The following is a 19,937-nucleotide window of genomic DNA, read 5'->3' as shown; positions in this document are numbered from 1 at the left end:
GAACAGCGGAAGTCCTTAAGCGAGCGGCGAAAAGTTCCAAATTCTTGCGAAAGCCGGCGAAGATCGTCTCATGGCAACCCAACACTTCGCGTTTGGCCCCTTCGTGCTCGATTTGCAGCGCGGAGCCCTCATGCGCGAAGACCGGCTGGTTGCGGTGGGACATAAGGGCCTGGCGCTGCTTCACGCCATGCTGCGATCACCAGGGCAGGTGCTGAGCAAGGCGGCGCTCATGGAGGCCGCATGGGCCGATACGGTTGTCGAGGACAGCAATCTCTCGGTTCAGATCGCCGCATTGCGCAAGCTGCTCGGGCCGCAGCCGGACGGCAGCGAGTGGATCGCCACCGTGTCCCGAGCAGGCTATCGGTTCGTCGGCAGCGTGTATACGCCGGAATCTTCCGTACGCGATGCCCCGCCGGCGGGCGGTCAGCCGGCAAACCTGCCGGACAGACCATCCATCGTCGTCTTGCCGTTTGCAAATGTCAGCGGCGACAAAGAGCAGGAATATCTGGCGGACGGCATCACCGAGGATATCATCACGACCCTGACAAGGTTCAGGTGGTTTCGAGTCACCGGGCGCAACTCAAGTTTCGCCTACAAGGGTCAGTCGATCGATTCGAAAAAAGTGGCCCACGAACTTGGCACCCGGTACGTGCTCGAAGGAAGCGTGCGGCGATCCGGACAGCATCTGCGAATCTCCGCGCAACTGGTCGATGCCGCGTCGGCGAGCCAGATTTGGGCCGAGCGATACGAGATGGAGCTCAAGGAGGCCTTCGCCGTTCAGGATGCCATCGCCGAGCGAGTAGCCGGTGCGATCGAGCCTGAGCTGCTTAAGACGGAATCACTTCCGGCCGCCGCCCGTCACAGCGGGAACGTCACGGCCTGGGACCTGGTACGCAAAGGCACTTGGCATTTTCATCACGTTGGCCGCGACACCCACTTGAAAGCCCGGGACCTGTTTCGGCGAGCGTGCAGGTTGGACCCCGAACTTGCAGAGGCCCATATCTGGCTCGCCCGTGTGAGCGCCGGCGTCATCGCGTATGGCTGGAGCGACAAGGCGGAGCAGGACATTCGGGAAGGTCTCGACGCCGCATTGAAGGCGATCCAGCTTGATGAGAGGAATCCCTATTCGCACTATGCGCTGGCCATCTGCAGTGCGTATGCCAACGCGCCAGAACAGGCGGTTCTTGCCGCAGAGAAGGCGATCGAGATCAGCCCAAGCTTTGCCCTTGGCCACCTCGTGTTGGGCATGGGACAGCTATTTCGAGGGAGCGCAGGCGAAGCGGCATCGTCGCTCGAACGAGGCCTCACGCTGAATCCCCATGATCCGCAGAACTTCGTTTGGTGCAATTTGCTGGCGCTCGCGAGCCTTTTTGCCGGCAAAGCCGAGGACGCGCTTGGCGCGGCCGTCAAGGCTCGAAAGCTTCGCCCGGCATGGCGTCCCATCTTTGAGACGCTCGCCTGCTGCTACGCTGCGCTCGGTCGGCTGCAGGAAGCAGGACTATGCATCGATCAGATGCGCCAACTGGAAGAGCTTTCCGCCGACGCCTTGGGACCACTCAGGTTGCGTAACCGGCATTGGATGGACGAAGTTGCGAGCCTGCTGAAAAAGGCCGGTTGGCAAGAATAGAGGTGCTGGGCCGACTTGCCGGCTTGCCCACGAGATGTCGTGCGGGATCGCGGGCAGTCGCAGTTTTGCCGATTGGAGCGCGCGGCAGGCTGCGGCATCATAGCGCCATAGCGAAGCAGTAGTGCCCATCTTCATCGGCCGTGGCGCGCCAGCTACGCCAGAGCACGCGATGACGATATGGAGCAGCCCTTTGCCCGATCTTGTGTGCCGATGCGCGTGGTGACGTCGTGGCCCACCGACCCGTCACCGAGTTGAGTTAGCGCGAACGCCTGCGACTGCCGCGCTTGCGTTCCGATACTCCATTAAGTCCGGGCGAGAGGGTTGTCTCTGCGACTTCCAGAAAGGCGTGAACCAGTCCAGCACGCAGCGACGCTCTGGTCCAAAGCAGACCTATGTACCGGGTGAACGAGTCGTCGGGAACAGGCAATTTCCGCAGCGACAAACCTTCCGGCCACGGCGGGGACCAATCGGGTACGAGCGACACTCCCAAGCCCCGATCGACCATGATGGCGATCGCCTCGAGTCCATCAAGTTCAAATCGCTCCTTGGGCCGAAGGTGGGCGTGACGGAGATAGCCGTCGACAAGGCGACCAGCCCAGCCCGTGCGGTCCAGTCGAATGAAGGGCTCCGAGGTCAAGGCAACATGAGGATCGCGGACCGATGCCGCTGCGGAGGTTAATACAATTAAAGGCTCTTTCCGCAACACGCGCCAATCGCAAGTCTTTGGGATTGGAAATGGTGGCTTGACGATTATCGCCGCGTCAAGCTCACCGCTCAACACCTTCGCGTAAAGCGGCGCCGGCATGTCACCCACAATATGAATTTCGATTTGCGGATACTTCTTCGCCATCCCGGACAGGATGTTTGGCAACAACCCCGCCTTCGCGCTCTGTATTGCGCCCAGCCGCAGTTCTCCCGAGGGCGTATCGTTGGCTGCGATCGATTTGAGATCGCGTACATGCCTTAGAAAATCCCTTGCGTGAACGAGAATCGCCGCTCCCGATTGTGTGGGCCGCACGGTTCGACCGGAGCGGAACAGAAGACGGACCCCGATCTCATTTTCAAGAGCACGGATCCGCTGGGCGACCGCGGCCGACGTCAGGTTAAGCTGACGCGCAGCCTCGGCGAGCGAGCCTTGCTCGACCACAGCAACGAAGCTTTCGAGAAAGCGTGTATCCATGGCAAACAAAAACTAACGTCTAAAGCAACTATTATCAATTTTTTATTTTGCATTGGACGGCGCATCATCGCCACACATCCGCGCCATGGGAGCCGCCACATGATGAAGGAGCAGATTGAAACCATCGTCATCGGCGGTGGCCAGGCCGGGTTGGCCATGAGCTATCACCTCCGGCAGCTCGGACGCGAACATCTCATTCTCGAACGGCGGCGTATCGCGGAGCGGTGGCGCAGCGAGCGGTGGGACTCCCTGATGTTTCAAAGCCCCAGCTGGAACATCCGCCTGCCGGGACTCGCCTTTCAAGCCAACGACCCCGATGCGTTCGCGTCGCGCGACGATATCGTGGGCTTCCTCGAGCAATATGCGGCGGTCATTCGCGCGCCGGTGCGCAGCGGAATATCCGTCACCAGCCTTCGCCGGAAGGCGGGATCGACGAGTCTGATCGTCGAGACACCGGCCGGGCTGATCGAAGCGAAAGACGTGGTCATAGCGACGGGACCCTATCATGCGCCGGTGGATCCTCTGCCGATCGCCGGCACTACGCTGCAACTGCACTCCAGCCGCTATCGCAACCCGGGATCACTTCCTCCGGGCGCGGTGCTGGTAATCGGATCGGGCAATTCGGGCTGTCAAATCGCAGAAGAGCTCTGCCACGCCGGCCGCCAGGTGTATTTGTCGGTGAGCCGTCATCGACGCGCGCCGCGCCGTTATCGCGGACGGGACCTTATCTGGTGGCAACAGGCATTGGGTGAGGCCGATGTGACCGTCGAACAGCGCCCAGATCAACCAACCTCAAGACTGTTGACGGGCGTTGCTGGCGGACACGACGTGGATTTGCGCCAGCTCGCCGCGAATGGCGTCGTCCTCCTTGGCCGCGTGATCGGTGGCAATAACAACGAACTAGCCATGGCAGATGATCTGCGTGGAAATCTGGAGAGCGGCGACGCGTCATTGGCTGATTTCCTGCGGCGAGCTGATGAGTACGCCGCCCGCAACCGTCTCGAACTATCTCCCTCGGACGAGCGCCCCCAGGTCCTGCCCGACCCGAAAGAAGTGGCCAATCCCGTCCTGACCCTTGAGACCCGCACGGCCGACATCTCCACCATCATTTGGGCCAACGGGTTTCGGTACGACTTCGATTGGATTGATCTCCCGATCTTTGACAACGGGACTGCGGCTGCGCGAGTACCCATGCACAAGCGCGGAATCACAAGCCTGCCTGGCGTGTATTTCCTGGGGCTGCCGTGGCTCTATAAGTACAAGTCCGCGCATTTGCACGGAGTCGGCGAAGACGCGGAATATCTTGCCGAGCAGATGAAAAGCAGATCAGGTTCGCTCAGTCAGGCGTTTCCGAGCCTAGCCCATCACGACAATCCGGGACTGATCTAGAGGGCCGCTATCGAAGGATAGCCAGACCACACCGCAAATCGGGAAGACAGCCGTCGGTGAAGCATAGCGCAGGATCGCAGGTCATCACAGATTAGCCGATTGGAGCGTTTGGTCGGCCGCTGCGTCATAGCGCCACGGCGAACACGTAGTGCCCATCTTCATCGGCCGTGGCGCGCCAGCCTTGTTGACGGCATGCAAGCCAAACCTTCCACGAATCGCGGGACACGTCGATGCAAAAGATCGGACGAATGATGCCGCGAGAATGCGGGCACAGGCTGCATGGCTATTTGACGTCTGAAGTTTGCGCAACGCGCGCCCCGGCCGGTCCTTGCTCTTGATCTGTTCAGGCCTGATCACCAAGTAGAGTCTGGGCGCGACCATCGAGGCTGCCGAGGGTCGCTATTCGCTTTCCTCGGCATGCCGATAGTCGTACGTGGCCTCCCGGAGGGAGGACGCAATGCTGCGATACATCCGGTTGGCGGCAATCGTCATGATTGCGACTGTGCTGGGCATTTCGACCAGCGTAGCCGAGACCTGCGCCCAGCGATCTGATTTCATTGCCCTCCTCAAGGACCGTTTCGGCGAGATCGAGGTGGCCCAAGGATTATCCAGCAACGGCCATCTCGTGGAGATCTTCGTTGCACCGGCAGGCAACTGGACAATCCTGCTGTCGCGGCCCAACGGTCTGTCGTGCCTGGTCGATGCAGGCGAGCCCTGGTTGATGGCGCCGGCCGCCGACCAGACAGGCGGAGCGACCCAACATCCAACCTCCACGCTTCCTGGTCAGCGTGGAGATTGAACGGACGCCGCCTCCAGTTGCATCGAGCGGATGTTTGAAAGGAATGGCGCTCGCGACGAGCGTCGGGCTGGTCGGCGCATGACAGACCGTCTCGACGCGACGGCCGTCGGGCTTCCAACACGAAGGCGCCGTAGTCGTTTGCGTGATAGCTCGGCCGAAGCCCGGGCGCGCCGTCGTCGTGTCCCCACACGGAAGGGCCACAGCGTGAAAGGCGTCGACCGCGGCGCGGTCGAGAGCGCGAAAGCAGATATGCGCGCCGGGAATAGGCGTCCTTACCTCCGCTTCGCGGGTAATTGTGAACTCAACGCCGGGCGACCCCGGCGAGGCATCATAATCGGAACCACGGCCCTCGCCGAAATCAACGATACGGACAAGGCCAAGCGGACGCGGTACTGCGCCGTAGAAACGACGACTGCGATTGATGTCGGTGACACCGAGCGAGAACATGATCCAGCACAGCATTCCGCCCTCAAACTGGGTCCCCGCGGCCGCAGCGCGAACTCGCATAAGCTCGCAGCTTCTGCGGCTTGAGCGTACGCCAGGCGCTATCATAGCGCTACGGCGAAACAGTAGTGCCCATCTTCAGCGGCTGTGGCGCGCCAGTTCGTCTTTCGGCACGGTTTGTTGTCCGGCCATGGTGCCGGCCGATCTGCCGGTTTCCGGCAGACCGGCCTCGCCTCAATGATGAGCCGACACGCTCTTCATGTATTCGGATATGAGATCGGCACCGGCAAAGTGGCCCACGTCCCCAAGGCTGACCATGCCGACCATCCGTTTGCTCTTGTTGATCACAGCCAGCCTGCGGATCTTCAGCGTCTCCATGTGATGCACCGCTTTCGCCAGATCGTCGTCTTCCCGGCAGCAGTGAATGCCTTCGGTCATCACATCCCGCGCCGTGGTGCGCGCAGAATTGAAGTTCTTGCTCGCAAGACCTTTGCAGACGAGGTCGCGATCCGTCACCATCCCGATCAGACGATCGTCTTGCCCGATCGGAATGCAGCCGACGTCGTGCCCTTGCATCAATTTTGCGATTTCGGTGATCGGGGTATCGGGGCTAACCCAATCGACGCCCTTGTGCATCACGTCCTTGACTTTCATGGAGGATCTCCCTTCCAAGGCAGCAGCCCCCTCGCTGGCAACTATACAGCAGATCGGGCGTGGCCGCATGCGTGCTGCGCCTCAAGGCGCAGCGACATCATGCCCTCAGTCGTGCGCACTGAAGCGGCCGTGCAGAGAACCGGCGGTCAAGCGTGCGAATTGCGCACGACCGAGATGAAGCAACGTCTCATGATCGCCGGCTTCGACATAGATCTCGGGCTGCATCTGGATGCTGTCATCAACGATGACGTCGAGCCCGTAGCAGATGCCGGCGGCGGGAACCGCCCCATGCGCACAGTCCGCGAACAGCCGATCGACCTCGCTTTCAGCGGCCATGGTGATATCGTCACCGAAGCTCGCCTTCAGATCCGCCAGCCTGAGGTGATGCGATGCGGGCAGCACCGCGAGCAGGTAGCCGCCGTTGCGGCGCAACACAACGGCCTTGGCCAGGCGATCACCCGGGACGTGACACGCCTGGGCGGTCAAGGCTGACGACATCGTCAGCACATGCGGAATTTCGTCGTACTCGATGTTTTCCGCAGCGAGATATTTGTGCAGTGTGGGAGAAATGGTCATGACATCACCTCCGGTGCGACATGCAACCATCCACCGTGGTCCCTGCCCGCCGCACGATGAGCGGCTGCGTGGTTCTCAAGACAGAACATAAGTCCTGCTGCAGGACACTGCAATTCGATCCCTAGAGCCGTTGGCTCTAGATTTTTGTTTTGACGCGTTTTCTTGACGCGAACCGGTATCCACTTCGCTCGAAAACGCTCTAATCTGGCCGCCGCGCCAGGCTCAAGTTCCGGGCCTTGTCCAGATTGCGGGCCTCCGCCAGCGCGGCCGCACCCGGCAAGAGGGCCGCCGCAAGGTCGGTTTCGGTGAAATCGGCGCTGGCGAGGTTGGCGCCGGAGAGGTCGGCTCCCGCAAGGTCAGCCTTGTTGAGGTTGCAGTTCGCCAGATTGGCGTTCTGCAACCGCGCGAATTCGAGATCGGCGCGCGCGAGATTGGCGCCGCTCAGATCCGCATTCCGGAGATCGGCGGATTTGAGCACACCACGCATCAGGCCCATCGACTGGTTGCGCATATCGGCGCTCAAATCCGCACCCGCGAGCCTGGCCCCGATCAGGCTGGCACCGGAAAGATCGGCGGTGATGCGGGCGCCGCTCAAATCGGCGCCACCAAGCTTGGCGCGCTGCATCTGCGTGCCGAGCAGCGATGCCTTGACGAGCGAAGCCCCCGTCAGATCTGCGTCGATGAGCCAAGCCTGGTTCAGCACGGCCCGATCGAAGCGCGCGGCTTTCAGATTGGTCCGGTTGAGCTTTACGAGATGAAGGTTGCCACCGGAGAAGTCGAGGCCCGAGAGATCGAGGCGCGACAGTCGCTTTCCCTCCAGATCTACGGTGTATCGGTCTCCTTGATGCGCCGTCTTGAGGAGCGCGTCGACGTCGGCGCGCGACATCTCCGACGTCGTCATATCGGGACTGTCGAGGTCGACGCTGCGCAACATGTCCTGCGACATGGCGGCAATCGGATCAACGAGCAGCGCCGCCATGGATACAAGAGCAAACGCGAGACGAAACCGCATCGCCGTCTCTCCGCCTTTAAGGTGTCGCCTCTCATCTTCGTGCCGGCCGCGCCGTGGAGATGCGCTTCCGGCGTCAGAGTATGAAACCGGATCACGATCCTGGCAATGCTCGTGACCGTTTCGTGCGCAGGGACGGGGCCTCGGCAGCGCGACAACGGGCCGATGCGAACCGGCCGCGCTTCTCAGCTCCGGCTCAGCAGTTGCCAGGTCGACGTGGCATGCGCGATCGGCTCGCCGGCTGCGGTGGAGGCCTGCGACTGCACGAAGAAGGTCTTCCGGCCGCGCTTCAGGAAGGTCGCGTGACAGGTCAGGCGCCCTTCGCGAACCGCGGCAAGATATTGCACCTTCATCTCCAGCGTGGTGCCGGCACCCGCGACGTGGTTGACGAGATGCCCCATCGAGATGTCGAGCGCGGTCGCGAGAACCCCACCGTGCAGCGTGCCTTGCGGGTTGAACAGCGGCCTCTCGACGTCGAAGGAGACGATGCATGCCTCGCCCTGGTAGGCGATCTCCAGACCGAAGAAGCGCGACAGGAAGAACGACCCGAATTCCTGGCGCTCGTCCGCGACGGCGCGACGCATCATCTGCTCGGCGATATCTCTCATGGCGACACTCACTTGATCACGATAATCAGTTCCGCGATCGCACGAAGCTCCGCCCAAAGTCTCCGAACGCGCCTTCGACTGCGAATCTCTCGAGCCGATCGTCGGTCCAGCCGCGCCATTCCGCAAGCACCTCGCGCGTGTGTTCGCCGAGCATGGGCGGCCGGGTGGAAGGTGCCGGGGGCTCGTCGTCGAACCGCGTCGGCCGCGCGATGAACCTGACGTCCCCTGCCGCCGGATGGCGGACGGTCTGGACCATGCCGCGCTGCGTGAGTTGCGGCGTCTCGCAGACTTCGCCGACCGATTTGATCGCGCCGCAGGGAATGCCGGCCGCGCCTAAAGCTCGCAGCCAATCGGCGCGGCTCCTGCGGGCGAAGATGGGGGCGAGGATCGCGATGAGTTCGTTGCGGCTCGCCGCGCGCTTCGGGGCGGTTTCGAAGCGCACGTCATCGCGCAAGTCCGGATCGCCAATGACGCCGCAAAAGGCCGCCCAGAACTTGTCGTTGGCGACCCCGACATTGATCCAGCCGTCACTGGCCTCAAACGGTTCGTACGGGCTGATGGTCGGATGGACGTTGCCCCGGCGCGTCGGGCTTTGTCCCGAGGCGAAGTACATGCCGGCGTTGAACGTCAGGAGCGACGCCATCGCATCGAGCATGGAGACGTCGACCCGGCCGCCCTCGCCGGTCCGGCTCTTCCGCATCAGGGCGGCGAGCACCGAATGCGACGCATACAGGCCGGTGACGAGATCGGCGATCGAGGTGCCGACCTTGGTCGGCGGCCCCTTGGGATCACCGGTGATATCCATCACGCCGGATTCGCCCTGCAGGATCAGATCGTAGCCGGGACGCAAGGCGTCTGTGCCGGTGCGGCCGAATCCCGAGATGCTGCAGAGGATGATGTCGGACTTGCGGGCCCGCAGCGCGTCGAAGCCGAGCCCCCATTTGTCGAGCGTGCCCGGGCGAAAATTCTCGATCACAACGTCGGCCGCGGATGCAAGGTCAAGCACCGCGTCTCGCCCCGCCGGCGACTTCAGATCGATGGCGCAACTGCGCTTGTTGCGGTTCACCGACAGGAAATACGCGCTCTCGCCGCCGACGAAGGGCGGCCCGTAGCGCCGGCTTTCGTCGCCCTGCCGCGGGTCCTCGATCTTGACGACGTCGGCGCCGAGATCGCCGAGCTGCATCGTGGCAAACGGACCGGAGACCACGCGGCAGAGGTCGAGGACCCTGATGCCCGACAGCGGCTCGCGATCAGACGATCGCATCGGCGAGGTCCTTCATCGACGGCACCAGGATATCGGGCTGGTGCGGCGTGATGCCGAACGGGCGGCTGCGCCGGTCGATGAAGGCCGTCCGCATGCCGGCGGACTTGGCGCCGATGCAGTCGAAGGCATGATTGGCGACGAACAGCACCTCGGCGGGCTTCACGCCCATGATCTCGGCCGCCTTGGTGTAGGTCGCGACATGCGGCTTGAACGAATTGGCTTCCGCCACCGAGATCACGCGATCGAACGGGACCTTGTGGTACTGCTTCGCGGTCTCGAGCATGTCCGGATCACCGTTCGACAGCACCACCAGTTTGTATTTGGCTTGCAACCGCGCCAGCGCCTCCGGCACCTCCGGAAACGGCACCAGCTTCTCGATCTCGCCGACGAGGGTGCGCACCTCGTCCATCGTGTAGTCGATCTTGGCGCGGTCCATCACGTGGGACACCGCGCGATGCCCGATCTCGCGATAGGGCGTGTGCTCGCGATGCAGCAGCGCATCGATCATCGAATTCTCGAAATGCGTGCGGCGCCACCATGTGACGAAGGAATTCGGATCGCCCTTCCAGCCCTTCTTCGCGAGGAACGGCGCCGCGATCCTGGTCAGGCCGCCCTGCATGTCGACGACCGTGCCGTACTGGTCGAACATGCAGATCTTCACGTCGCGTTTGATCGTCTCAGAGCTCATTGATGCCTCCTTGGTTCAGACCGATTGGATACGCGCTGCATCGTCATAGATGAAATGGATTTGTGATCTCTCACTATTCACGATATGAATGATGGCATGAATCTCCGATCCATCGACCTCAATCTGCTCGTCGCGCTGGACGCGTTGCTGACCGAGCGTCATGTCACCAAGGCGGCCGACCGCGTCGGCCTCAGTCAACCGGCGATGAGCAACGCACTCAACCGGCTGCGCGCCATGTTCGAGGACGAGCTTCTGGTGCGGACGACGAGCGGGATGAAGCCCACGCCCCGCGCCACCGAACTGGCGGAGCCGCTGCGCCAGGTGCTGCGCCAGGTCGAGCGCGTGATGGCGAGCGACGCCGGCTTCGATCCGACCCGGACCGAACGCACCTTCACGATCAGGATGTCGGATATTCTCGCGTGCTTGCTGCTGCCGCGACTCGCCGCGGCGCGGCCGCCGGATGCGCGGATCTCCTACAACACGATCCATCTGCCGCCGTCCTTGACGATCGATGCGCTGGAGCGGGACGAGGTCGACGTCGCGGTCAGCATGGGGCTCGAGCATTCCGCATCGATCCGTTCCGAGACGCTGCTGCGCGACCGCATGGTCTGCCTGATGCGGAGCGGACACCCGATCAAGCGCGGGCGGCTGACCTTCGATCATTTCATCGCGCAGGAGCACATGAAGGTCTCGATGAGTCCGACCGACCTTCGCTTCGTCGACGACGTGCTCGCCGAACGCGGCCATCGACGACGCATCGCGCTGAATGTGCCGCATTGGCTGGTCGTGCCTCACGTCTTGAAGAGCACCGATCTGCTCGCAGTGATGCCAAGGCACCTCGCCGCCGTGCTGATGGACGACGGTCTGCGAATGGAGGAACTGCCGTTCGAGTCCGCGCCGTTCGACTGGATGTTGTACTGGCATCGCAGATACGATCAGAGCAATGCCAACGGCTGGCTCCGCGATCGGATCAGGGCGGCGTGTTCTGATCTGGGCTGAAGTCCGGGTTGAATCGGGCACGCGGCAGACTGGGTTCACCTCTCCCGCTTGCGGGGGAGGTCGTATCGCATCGGAGATGCGATACGGGTGGGGGCTCTCTCCACGACATGACTCGCGGAGAGAGCCCCCACCCCAGCCCTCCCCCGCAAGCGGGAGAGGGGGCGCACCGCGTTCGCGATGATACCTGAATCTCACTATGCTCTAGGCGCCGATGTCCGCCGGCCTCCGCGCGATGGACAACTCGCTTCCTGCTTCGGCGTCAGTGACGGCCGACGCGTCCTCCAACGAGCGTCCCTTGGTCTCGAATCCGAACACAAGAAAGACCACGGCCTGGAACACGAGGATGCCGGCCAGGGTGGTCAGCACGCCAGTCAACCCTTGCCAGGCGAAGATCGCGACCACGACGTATTGCACCAGCGCGGTCGCGATGCGTCCGGACGTGGCGCAGATCGCCGTGCCGCGAAGCCGGTAGCGTGTCGGGAACAGTTCGGGGACATGCATCGCGAAACCGGTCGCCAGCATGACGTAGATCGCGGTGACCAGCAGGAAGCCAATGCCCGCCAGCGCAACGCCATCCGGCATGTATGGATAGGCAATGCCGAGCACGGCTGCCGCAATCGACGAGCAGACGATCGAGAGCCGGCGTCCCAGCCGATCCGCCAGCACGAGCCCGATCAGCGATCCGACCGGCCCGCCCAGGGCCATCACGCTGGTGTAGCCCAGCGAGGAGACCACGCTGTGGCCGCCCTTGACCATGAAGGTCGGCAGCCAGCCGATGAACCCGTAGAGACTGAAGCCGACGACGATGTGCAGCAGGCTGCCGAGCAGCGTGCGCGCGAGATATGGCGGCTGGAACAGGCGCCAGACCGCACCGGGCGATTCCTGCGCCGGCGCGCCGGCGGCGACGGGAGCCAGCGTTCCCTTGCGCGCGGCCTCCGCTTCGATCGCCGACAGAATCGCCTCGGCCTCATCGGCGCGGCCGTTGGCGGCGAGCCAGCGCGGCGATTCCGGCATCGACTTCCGCAGGAACCAGACGATCATCGCCAGGATGCCGACGAGGCCGAACATGTAGCGCCATCCGAGCGTCGGGATCACCCACAGGCCGATCATGGATGACGCGAACAGCGAGAAGTTGGTGATCACGGCCAATAGCCCGATCCAGCGGCCGCGCGAGGCGGCCGGCACGAACTCGGTCAAGGTCGCGTAGCCGACCACGATCTCGGCGCCGAGGCCAATGCCGATGACGAAACGCAGGCCGATCAGGACGGTCATGCTGGGCGCGAAGGCCGCCGCGATCGAGGCGAGGCCGAAGATCGCGAGGTTCATCTGATAGGAGAAGCGACGACCGAAGCGGTCGCCAAGGATGCCCGAGAACCAGGCACCAATCGTCATGCCAACGAAGGTCGCGGAGACGAAGGCGGCGTTGAGCTCGAGCGTCGACCAGCCTTCCTTGAGCACCGCGCCCAGCACACCGCCGGCCAGATAGATGTCGAACGCGTCGAGGAACATGCCGGCGCCGATCAGGGCCAGGATGCGCCAGTGGAATCCGCAGATCGGCAGCCTGTCGAGGCGCGCGCCCGCGTTGATGTCGATGTCGGCGGATCGCGCCATTCCAAACCTCCCTGCCCGGCCTTGTGCGAGCCGGATGTTCCAATGATCGATTGATGACGCGCAGGGGGTCGTCGTCCAATTCAAAAGGAAAATTCGACTATTTGGCGCAGTGATGAAGCTGTCGAGGGCGCACGATCGCGACGCAAGACGCCAGCACAACTTGATCCAGCCGCGAGGTCGCTCGCTTTGAAGCCGCAGCCGATCGAACACAGCTGATGCAGATCCCGAAGCAGACACGCGACACACTCGCGTCTCGTGCGAGTCGCGTGGCCTATATCCGAACTACGAATCGTCGCGATTCGCGTTCCATCCTGACACCGAGCTGACGTGCATTCGCTGTCGTTAACGCTTTCATCGACGCGCGATCGCAAAATCACGGTGTCAGCACAAACATTCACAACGGGTTCATGTCGCCGCCACTATTCAACTCCAACGCTGGGGGAAGAAGATTGGAGTATGTGCCATGCGCCGCATCGCCGGACTGCCTTTCGCCTTAGCTCTCAGCCTCTGCTGTCTCTCTCCACCTCACGCTGCGCGCGCGCAGCTTGCCATCGGCATCGGCATCAGCGTCGATGCAGCACCGCCGCCCTTGCCGGTCTACGAGCAGCCGCCGATCCCAGGCGATGGCTACATCTGGACTCCCGGCTATTGGGCGTGGAGCGACGATATCGGTTACTACTGGGTTCCCGGCACGTGGGTGCTTCCGCCCGCGCCTGAGTTGCTATGGACGCCCGGCTATTGGGGCTGGAACGATGGCGTCTACGCATTCCACGCCGGTTATTGGGGAGCGACCGTCGGCTTCTACGGCGGCATCTCCTATGGCTTCGGCTACACCGGCATCGGCTATGAGGGCGGTTATTGGCGCGGCGGCAACTTCTTCTACAACAGTTCCGTCAACAACATCTCGAATGTCTCGGTCACTAACGTCTACAACAAGACCGTCATCAACAACACGACCAACGTCAGCTACAACGGCGGTACCGGCGGCACCACGGTGAGACCGACGCCGCAACAGCTCGCCGCCGCGAACGAGCACCATGTGGCTGCGACCGGCGAGCAGACGCGGCACGCGGAAGCGGCGACGAAGGATCCGGCACTGACGCTCGCCAACAACCACGGTCATCCGGCGATCGCTGCGACCCCGCACGCGGCACGGTTCAGCGGTGCAGGCGTGATCGCCGCGCACCCGGGCAAGCCAGTCGCGGCGCCGCCGCCTCATCATGCGCAATCCACCACAGGACACGCTTTGCCGACGGGGAATGCCCTGCCGCCAACACACGCGCTGCCGACAGGAAATGCCCTGCCGCCAGGACACGCTCTGCCAAGCGGAAACGCTCTGCCGCCAACACATGCATCGCCGACGGGGCACGCCCTGCCTTCCGGAAACGCGCTGCCGCAAGCACAGACAACGACGACAGGACACGCCCTGCCCACCGGAAGCGCGCTACCGCCGGCACACGCGTCGACAACGGGACACGCCTTGCCTGCGGCAAGCGCTTCGCCGGCTGTACACGCACTGCCGACGGGACACGCTCGGCCTGTTGCCGTCAACCATCCCGCTCCGGCACCGCACGTCGCAGCGCCAGCCGTGCATGCGCCGAGACCGCAGATCGCACAGCACGCACCACCTGCGCCACGCCCGGCCGCGCGTCCGCCGGCGCCGCGCGTCGCGCAAACGGCTGTGCACCGGGCTCCGCCGCCGCCCCGGCGTCCGCCGCCACCGCATGTGTCACGGCCGGCTCCGCGGCCCCATCCTGCGCCACGGCCGCAGCATCCCGCTGCGAGGCCAGCGCCACACAGGCACGCGTGATCCAGCCTATCGGCGTGCCCGCAACGGCACGCCGATTTCGTATGAGAATCCATCGCGTGCAGAACGGCACGCGATGCAAATCGTCAGTCACGGGATTTCAGGCGCGCAAGGCGTACTGTCAGGCCAGCTCGTCGGCTGCGTCCGCGATCGCGGCATAAATCTCAACGAGATCCGCCTCCGTCACGCAGTAGGGCGGCATGACATAGATCGTGTTGCCGAGCGGACGCAGCAGCAGGTTTCGACGCGCGAAGAAGGCCTGAAGTTTTGGGCCGATGCCGGCGAGATAACCGGCATCGCTTGCCTTCAGGTCAAGCGCGGTGATGGTCCCCGTGCGGCGGACGTTCTCGAAGCGTGCGTCGGCGCGGAATGGTGCGATCAGGCGCTCCTGCATCGTAGCGACCGAGGCCACACGCTCCCCCGCGCCGTGTTGCCAGAGTTCGAGATTTGCCCTCGCCGCGGCGCAGGCGACCGGGTTCGCCGTATAGGAACTCGAATGGAAAAAGGTTCGCGAACGATCGCTGGAATAGTGCGCATCGTAGATCTCGGCACGGCAGAGCGTCACCGCGAGCGGCAACGATCCGCCGGTCAGGCCCTTTGAGTAGCATGCGATATCGGGCGTGACATCCGCCTGCTCGCACGCGAACAATGTGCCGGTGCGGCCCCAGCCGGTCATCACCTCATCGGCAATGAACAGCACATCATGGGCTTCGCAGATCCGCTTCATCTCCTTCAGCACCGAGGGCGGATACATCTGCATCCCGCCCGCGCCCAGGATCAGCGGCTCGACGATGAACGCGGCCGCGGTCTGCGTCTTGCATGCGGCTTCGAGCGCGTCGAGCGTCGCCTGCTCGTGGCCGGCCGCCGGAAACGGGATTGACGCGACGTCAAACAGCAGCGGCTCGTAGGCCTTGTTGAAGACACCGCGCGCGCCGACCGACATCGTCCCCACAGTGTCGCCGTGATAGGAGTGCTGCATGACAATGATGCGCGTGCGCGGTACGCCGATATTGTGCCAGTAGCCGAGCGCCATTTTCAGCGCCACTTCCACGCTGGTCGAGCCGGAGTCGGAGAAGAACACATACTCCAGGCCACGCGGCGCCAGCTTCAGGAGCTGCGCAGCAACGTCTTCGGCCGGATCGTGGGTATGGCCGGCAAAGATGATCTGGTTGAGCTGTTCCGCCTGGTTCTGGATCGCGCGCACGATATGCGGATGGCAATGGCCGTGGGTCACGACCCACCAGGATGAGATCGCATCGATAATCCGTCGGTCATCCGCGGTGTAGAAATAGGCGCCCTCTCCGCGCACGATCCTGGTCATCTGATCGTGCAGCGCGTGCTGGGTGAAGGGGTGCCAGATCGGCGATTTCTGGGCCGGTATCATGGGTTGAAATCGTCGCGCCGGAATGAGGCGTTGAAAGCCGTTTGCAGCGAGTCTGCGGCGAGCGGAGACAGCCAGGGCAACCGGCCGAGCCGGCGCACTTGTCCGATCTCGCAGATGGCGCGCTCGCTCTCGGGGTTGCTTTCGCCGATGAAGGCGATCCCGAGAACATCGATCCGGCGCTTGCGCAGCGCCTCGACCGACAGCAGCGAATGATTGATGGTGCCGAGCGCGGTGCGGGCGCACAGCACGACCGGAAGCTGCCATCGCGCGAATATGTCGATAAAGAGCGTGTCGCCATTCAGCGGCACCATCAGCCCGCCGGCGCCCTCGATCACCAGCGGCCGGCCCCCCGTGTCGGGCACGTCGAGCGCGCCAGGATCGATGCGGACGCCGTCGATCGCGGCCGATTGATGCGGCGAAGCCGGCGTTCGGAGGCGGTAACGCTCGAGCACGACGCGATCGGCCGCAAGACCCGCAAGCCGCGCCACCAGCTGCGCATCGGTCTCTTCCTCGAGGCCGGACTGAACCGGCTTCCAGTAGCTCGCGCCGAGGAAACCGGCGAGGCCCGCGGAGAAGATCGTCTTTCCGATCCCGGTATCGGTGCCGGTCACCACGATCCGGCTGATCATTGCGACCAACCCTGCGTCTCCGCGACGAGAGCATCGAGCAGTGCGCGCACGTCGTCCTCGTCGACATTGAGGGTCAGCGCAATGCGCAGCCGCGCGGTGCCCGCCGGCACGGTCGGCGGTCTGATGCCTCTGACGTCGAAGCCACGCGCCTGCAGCGCAGAGGCAAGCCGCATCGCGCGCGCATTGTCGCCGACGATATAGGGCACGATCTGCGAGCGCGACGGACTGCGCCAGCCGCGCAGATCGAGCTCGCGATGCGTGAACGCAACCAGTTCTGCGAGGCGCTGCTGGTGCTCAGGCTCCTGCTGCAGGATCAGCAGCGCCTCACGCACGGCGACGGCCACAAGCGGCGACGGCGCGGTGGCGAAGATGAACGGGCGGCAGCGATTGACCATGAAGTCGCGCAGCACGGTGGAGGCCGTGACCAGCGCGCCTGCTGCGCCCAGCGCCTTGCCGCAGGTATGAACGATCACGAGATTCTCGCGCCCCTCATAGGACGCCGTCAACCCACGACCCTGTTCGCCGTAGACGCCGGTGCCGTGCGCTTCGTCCACCATCAGGAACGCGTCGTGCCGTTCGGCGAGGGCGACGAGGTCGTCGAGCGGCGCGACGTCGCCGTCCATGCTGTAGACGCTTTCGACCACGATCCAGACCCGACCCGTTCCGCCCTCGGCGCGCCAGCCGCGAATGGTGTCCTCAACCGACTGCGGATCATTGTGCGCGCTGAACCGGAACGCAGCGCGGCCGGCCCGCGCGCCTTCATGGATGCTCGCGTGCACCAGCGAATCAAGCACGAGCAGGTCGCCGCGCTGCGGCAGCGTCGTCAGCACGGCAAAGTTGGCGACATAGCCGCCGCCGAAGAACAGCGCGGCCTCGGCGTGAAAGAAAGCTGCGGCCTCGGCCTCCAGCCGTTCGTGCTCCGCGCAATTGCCGCGCAACAGCCGCGACCCGCCGGCGCCGATCGGCGTGCCGGCCTCGATCGCGGCCGAAACGGCTCGCTTGATGCGTGGCGCGCTCGCCAGCGCCAGATAGTCGTTCGATACGAAATCGATCCCCGCGCGCGGCTTGAGACCGCGCAGCCGATCGTCCTTGCTCAGGGCGCGCAAGGCCGCGGCGTAATCAGCGGCCTTGGCCGCCTGGATTGCGCTCATGCTTCACTCTCAGGATGGTGGCAGATTTGTTTGACGCGTTTTCTTCACGCGAACCGGTATCCACTTCGCTCGAAAACGCTCTATCGCGCGGCGAACGACGCCGCGCGCGTGCCGGAGATTACGGTCAGGCGAGACGGGATGTGATGCCGAGCCGATCCAGCAGATCGGCGTCGCGATCGCGCTGCGGGTTCTTGGTGGTCAGCAGCACATCGCCGATGAAGATTGAATTCGCGCCGGCGAGGAAGCACATCGCCTGCAGTTCATCGGTCATGTATTGCCGTCCGGCCGACAACCGCACCACGCTCTTCGGCATCATGATCCGCGCCGTCGCGACCAGCCGCACCAGCGCGATTGGATCGGGCCGCTCGGCGGTGTCGTTGACCGGCACGCCCTTGACCTCGTTCCACAGATTGATCGGCACGCTCTCCGGATGGCTCGGGAGATTGGCGAGCAGCATCAGCATGCCGAGCCGGTCTTCGACCTGTTCGCCCATCCCGATAATGCCTCCGCAGCAGACCTTGATGCCGGCGTCGCGCACATGCGCGAGCGTATCGATGCGGTCCTGCAAGGTGCGGGTGGTGATGATCTTGTCGTAATACTCCGGCGAGGTATCGACGTTGTGGTTGTAGAAATCGAGCCCGGCGTCGGAGAGGCGTTCGGCCTGATCAGGCGTGAGCATACCGAGCGTGACGCAGGTTTCCATGCCGAGCCCCTTCACCGCGCTGACCATGTCGCAGACCTGATCGAGATCGCGGTCCTTGGGACTGCGCCAGGCCGCGGCCATGCAGAAGCGGGTTGCGCCGGCGTCCTTGGCGCGCTGCGCGACCGCGACCACCTCGTCCCGCGGCATCAGGCGGGTGGCCTTCAGGCCGGTGTCGTAATGCGCGCTTTGGGAGCAATAGCCGCAGTCTTCCGGGCAGCCGCCGGTCTTGATGCTGAGCAGGCTCGCGGTTTCGACGTGGTTCGGATTGAAGTTGGCGCGGTGGGCGCTTTGCGCCTGGAACATCAGGTCCGCGAACGGCAGGTTGTAGAGCGCCTCGGCCTCGGCACGCTCCCAGTTCTTGCGGAGCGGTGCGCTGCTGTGGCTTTCGGTCCGTTCGATCTCAACGACATCAACCATCGGGCTTGCCTTCTTGCTTGTGTAAATCATAGATAATTCTGTATATTATCTATGACATTGGACTTAGAATGATGCTAGCCGAGCGCAACCGAGAGCGCACCCATTTTTGTGATAGATAATCTATGAGCAGCGAAGGCGAGAACATGACGACCGCCGGGCGCATTGCCGAGGCGATCGGCGAGCGCATCATCGGCGGCGCATTGCCGCCGGATGCTCCGCTCCGGCAGGACCATGTCGCGCGGGAATTCCACTCCAGCCACGTCCCGGTGCGCGAGGCCTTCAGGCAATTGGAGGCGCAGCATCTCGTCGTTGCGGTGCCGCGTCGCGGGGTGCGGGTTGCCCCGCTCGACACCAGGTCGGTGAAGGAGATCGCCGAGATGCGGGCCGCGCTCGAGGTGGTGGCGCTCCGCAATGCCGCTCCCAGGTACACATCGGCCCATCTGGCACGGATCGAGGTCGCGCTGATCGAAGGCGACAATGCCGAAACGGTTCAGGAATTCGAACTGGCCAATCGCGCCTTTCATCACGCGCTGGTGGCGCCTTGCGCGATGCCGCGTCTGCTCGCGAGCCTCGACGGCCTGCAGCTCGCAAATTCACGCCTGGTGTTCGCCATGGCGCGCAACGCCGGCTGGCGGCCGCGGCCGAGCCAGGATCATCGCGTGATCCTGCAGGCCCTGCGCGCACGCAACATCGAGCAAGCCTGCAGCCTACTCGCGCGGCATATTCAGACGATCGAGCGGCTTGCCCTGCCGGCGGCGTGATCGGACATGGGATTCGATTGCGAATTGTGTGCTTAGCGCGCGTCGCGCGTGCGAGGCAATTGGAGCGCGATGAGATCAGCTGGCGACCGTGGAGGCGGTCTGCTCCCTCTCCCGCTTGCGGGGGAGGGCTGGGGTGAGGATATCACCACGAATCCCATTGCGGAGAGACCCCCACCCGCCGCGCTACGCGCGTCGGCCTCCCCCGCAAGCGGGAGAGGCGAACCGAATATGCGGACA

Annotated in this window: 18 protein-coding genes; 6 read left to right on the top strand and 12 right to left on the bottom strand. The window is 63.7% G+C overall.

Translation table 11 applies throughout. The features are described 5' to 3' along the window. Window positions 1-70 precede the first annotated feature (70 nt). A complete protein-coding gene (locus tag Q0030_RS19675) occupies window positions 71-1,627 on the top strand; it encodes a winged helix-turn-helix domain-containing protein (RefSeq protein ID WP_298370517.1) in 1,557 nt (518 codons plus the stop codon). Between the two features lie 256 nt (window positions 1,628-1,883). On the opposite strand, the gene Q0030_RS19670 is transcribed toward Q0030_RS19675, so the two are convergent. Further along, complete coding sequence (locus Q0030_RS19670) at window positions 1,884-2,807, bottom strand: LysR family transcriptional regulator (protein ID WP_298370515.1); 924 nt, start codon at window positions 2,805-2,807, stop codon at window positions 1,884-1,886. A 99-nt stretch (window positions 2,808-2,906) separates the two neighbouring features. Between Q0030_RS19670 and Q0030_RS19665 the strand changes: the two genes are divergently transcribed. Next, on the top strand, window positions 2,907-4,196 hold the full coding sequence (locus Q0030_RS19665) for an NAD(P)/FAD-dependent oxidoreductase (RefSeq protein WP_298370512.1): 1,290 nt from the start codon (window positions 2,907-2,909) through the stop codon (window positions 4,194-4,196). A gap of 457 nt (window positions 4,197-4,653) precedes the next feature. Next, window positions 4,654-4,995: a hypothetical protein gene (locus Q0030_RS19660; RefSeq protein ID WP_298370509.1), complete on the top strand. Its 342-nt coding sequence runs from the start codon at window positions 4,654-4,656 to the stop codon at window positions 4,993-4,995. A 678-nt stretch (window positions 4,996-5,673) separates the two neighbouring features. Here Q0030_RS19660 and Q0030_RS19655 read toward each other — a convergent pair. The 6 genes from Q0030_RS19655 to Q0030_RS19630 all read right to left on the bottom strand — a co-directional run bounded on the left by Q0030_RS19655 (window position 5,674) and on the right by Q0030_RS19630 (window position 10,238). Further along, window positions 5,674-6,093 carry a CBS domain-containing protein gene (locus Q0030_RS19655; RefSeq protein ID WP_298370506.1) on the bottom strand — a complete coding sequence of 140 codons (420 nt, stop codon included), beginning with the start codon at window positions 6,091-6,093 and terminating at the stop codon, window positions 5,674-5,676. Window positions 6,094-6,198: 105 nt separating this feature from the next. Then, complete coding sequence (locus Q0030_RS19650; RefSeq protein ID WP_298370503.1) at window positions 6,199-6,669, bottom strand: YbaK/EbsC family protein; 471 nt, start codon at window positions 6,667-6,669, stop codon at window positions 6,199-6,201. Between the two features lie 199 nt (window positions 6,670-6,868). After that, window positions 6,869-7,681 (bottom strand): pentapeptide repeat-containing protein, encoded by an 813-nt coding sequence (locus Q0030_RS19645; RefSeq protein ID WP_298370500.1) that lies wholly within the window; start codon window positions 7,679-7,681, stop codon window positions 6,869-6,871. 182 nt (window positions 7,682-7,863) lie between these two features. Continuing rightward, on the bottom strand, window positions 7,864-8,286 hold the full coding sequence (locus Q0030_RS19640; RefSeq protein WP_298370497.1) for a PaaI family thioesterase: 423 nt from the start codon (window positions 8,284-8,286) through the stop codon (window positions 7,864-7,866). A 25-nt stretch (window positions 8,287-8,311) separates the two neighbouring features. Continuing rightward, window positions 8,312-9,550, bottom strand: a complete 1,239-nt coding sequence (locus Q0030_RS19635; protein ID WP_298370495.1) for a CoA transferase — start codon at window positions 9,548-9,550, stop codon at window positions 8,312-8,314. Beyond that, a complete protein-coding gene (locus Q0030_RS19630) occupies window positions 9,537-10,238 on the bottom strand; it encodes a haloacid dehalogenase type II (protein ID WP_298370493.1) in 702 nt (233 codons plus the stop codon). Before Q0030_RS19630 ends, Q0030_RS19635 begins: the two co-directional genes overlap by 14 nt. A gap of 96 nt (window positions 10,239-10,334) precedes the next feature. Here Q0030_RS19630 and Q0030_RS19625 point away from each other — a divergent pair, with 96 nt between their 5' ends. Next, window positions 10,335-11,237 (top strand): LysR family transcriptional regulator, encoded by a 903-nt coding sequence (locus Q0030_RS19625; protein ID WP_298370490.1) that lies wholly within the window; start codon window positions 10,335-10,337, stop codon window positions 11,235-11,237. A 201-nt stretch (window positions 11,238-11,438) separates the two neighbouring features. Here Q0030_RS19625 and Q0030_RS19620 read toward each other — a convergent pair whose 3' ends face one another. Next, window positions 11,439-12,848, bottom strand: a complete 1,410-nt coding sequence (locus Q0030_RS19620; RefSeq protein ID WP_298370488.1) for an MFS transporter — start codon at window positions 12,846-12,848, stop codon at window positions 11,439-11,441. A 463-nt stretch (window positions 12,849-13,311) separates the two neighbouring features. Here Q0030_RS19620 and Q0030_RS19615 point away from each other — a divergent pair, with 463 nt between their 5' ends. Next, complete coding sequence (locus tag Q0030_RS19615; RefSeq protein ID WP_298370485.1) at window positions 13,312-14,658, top strand: hypothetical protein; 1,347 nt, start codon at window positions 13,312-13,314, stop codon at window positions 14,656-14,658. A 118-nt stretch (window positions 14,659-14,776) separates the two neighbouring features. On the opposite strand, the gene Q0030_RS19610 is transcribed toward Q0030_RS19615, so the two are convergent. From Q0030_RS19610 to bioB, 4 genes are all read right to left on the bottom strand, one after another. Then, a complete protein-coding gene (locus Q0030_RS19610) occupies window positions 14,777-16,039 on the bottom strand; it encodes an adenosylmethionine--8-amino-7-oxononanoate transaminase (RefSeq protein WP_298370483.1) in 1,263 nt (420 codons plus the stop codon). After that, the gene (gene bioD / locus Q0030_RS19605; protein WP_298370763.1) at window positions 16,036-16,668 is read right to left on the bottom strand and encodes a dethiobiotin synthase; all 633 of its coding nucleotides are present in this window, start codon (window positions 16,666-16,668) and stop codon (window positions 16,036-16,038) included. Before bioD ends, Q0030_RS19610 begins: the two co-directional genes overlap by 4 nt. After that, on the bottom strand, window positions 16,665-17,819 hold the full coding sequence (locus tag Q0030_RS19600; RefSeq protein WP_298370480.1) for an 8-amino-7-oxononanoate synthase: 1,155 nt from the start codon (window positions 17,817-17,819) through the stop codon (window positions 16,665-16,667). The genes bioD and Q0030_RS19600 overlap by 4 nt, the downstream gene beginning before the upstream one ends. Before the next feature lie 124 nt (window positions 17,820-17,943). Further along, window positions 17,944-18,939: a biotin synthase BioB gene (gene bioB, locus Q0030_RS19595; protein WP_298370477.1), complete on the bottom strand. Its 996-nt coding sequence runs from the start codon at window positions 18,937-18,939 to the stop codon at window positions 17,944-17,946. Between the two features lie 122 nt (window positions 18,940-19,061). On the opposite strand from bioB, the gene Q0030_RS19590 reads away from it, so the two are divergent. Continuing rightward, window positions 19,062-19,700 carry a GntR family transcriptional regulator gene (locus Q0030_RS19590; RefSeq protein WP_298370474.1) on the top strand — a complete coding sequence of 213 codons (639 nt, stop codon included), beginning with the start codon at window positions 19,062-19,064 and terminating at the stop codon, window positions 19,698-19,700. Window positions 19,701-19,937 lie beyond the last annotated feature (237 nt).

Origin of the sequence: uncultured Bradyrhizobium sp. (genome assembly GCF_947648125.1) — a bacterium.
In the GTDB taxonomy this organism is placed as follows: Bacteria; Pseudomonadota; Alphaproteobacteria; order Rhizobiales; family Xanthobacteraceae; genus Bradyrhizobium.
This window is presented reverse-complemented; position numbering and strand designations above follow the sequence as displayed.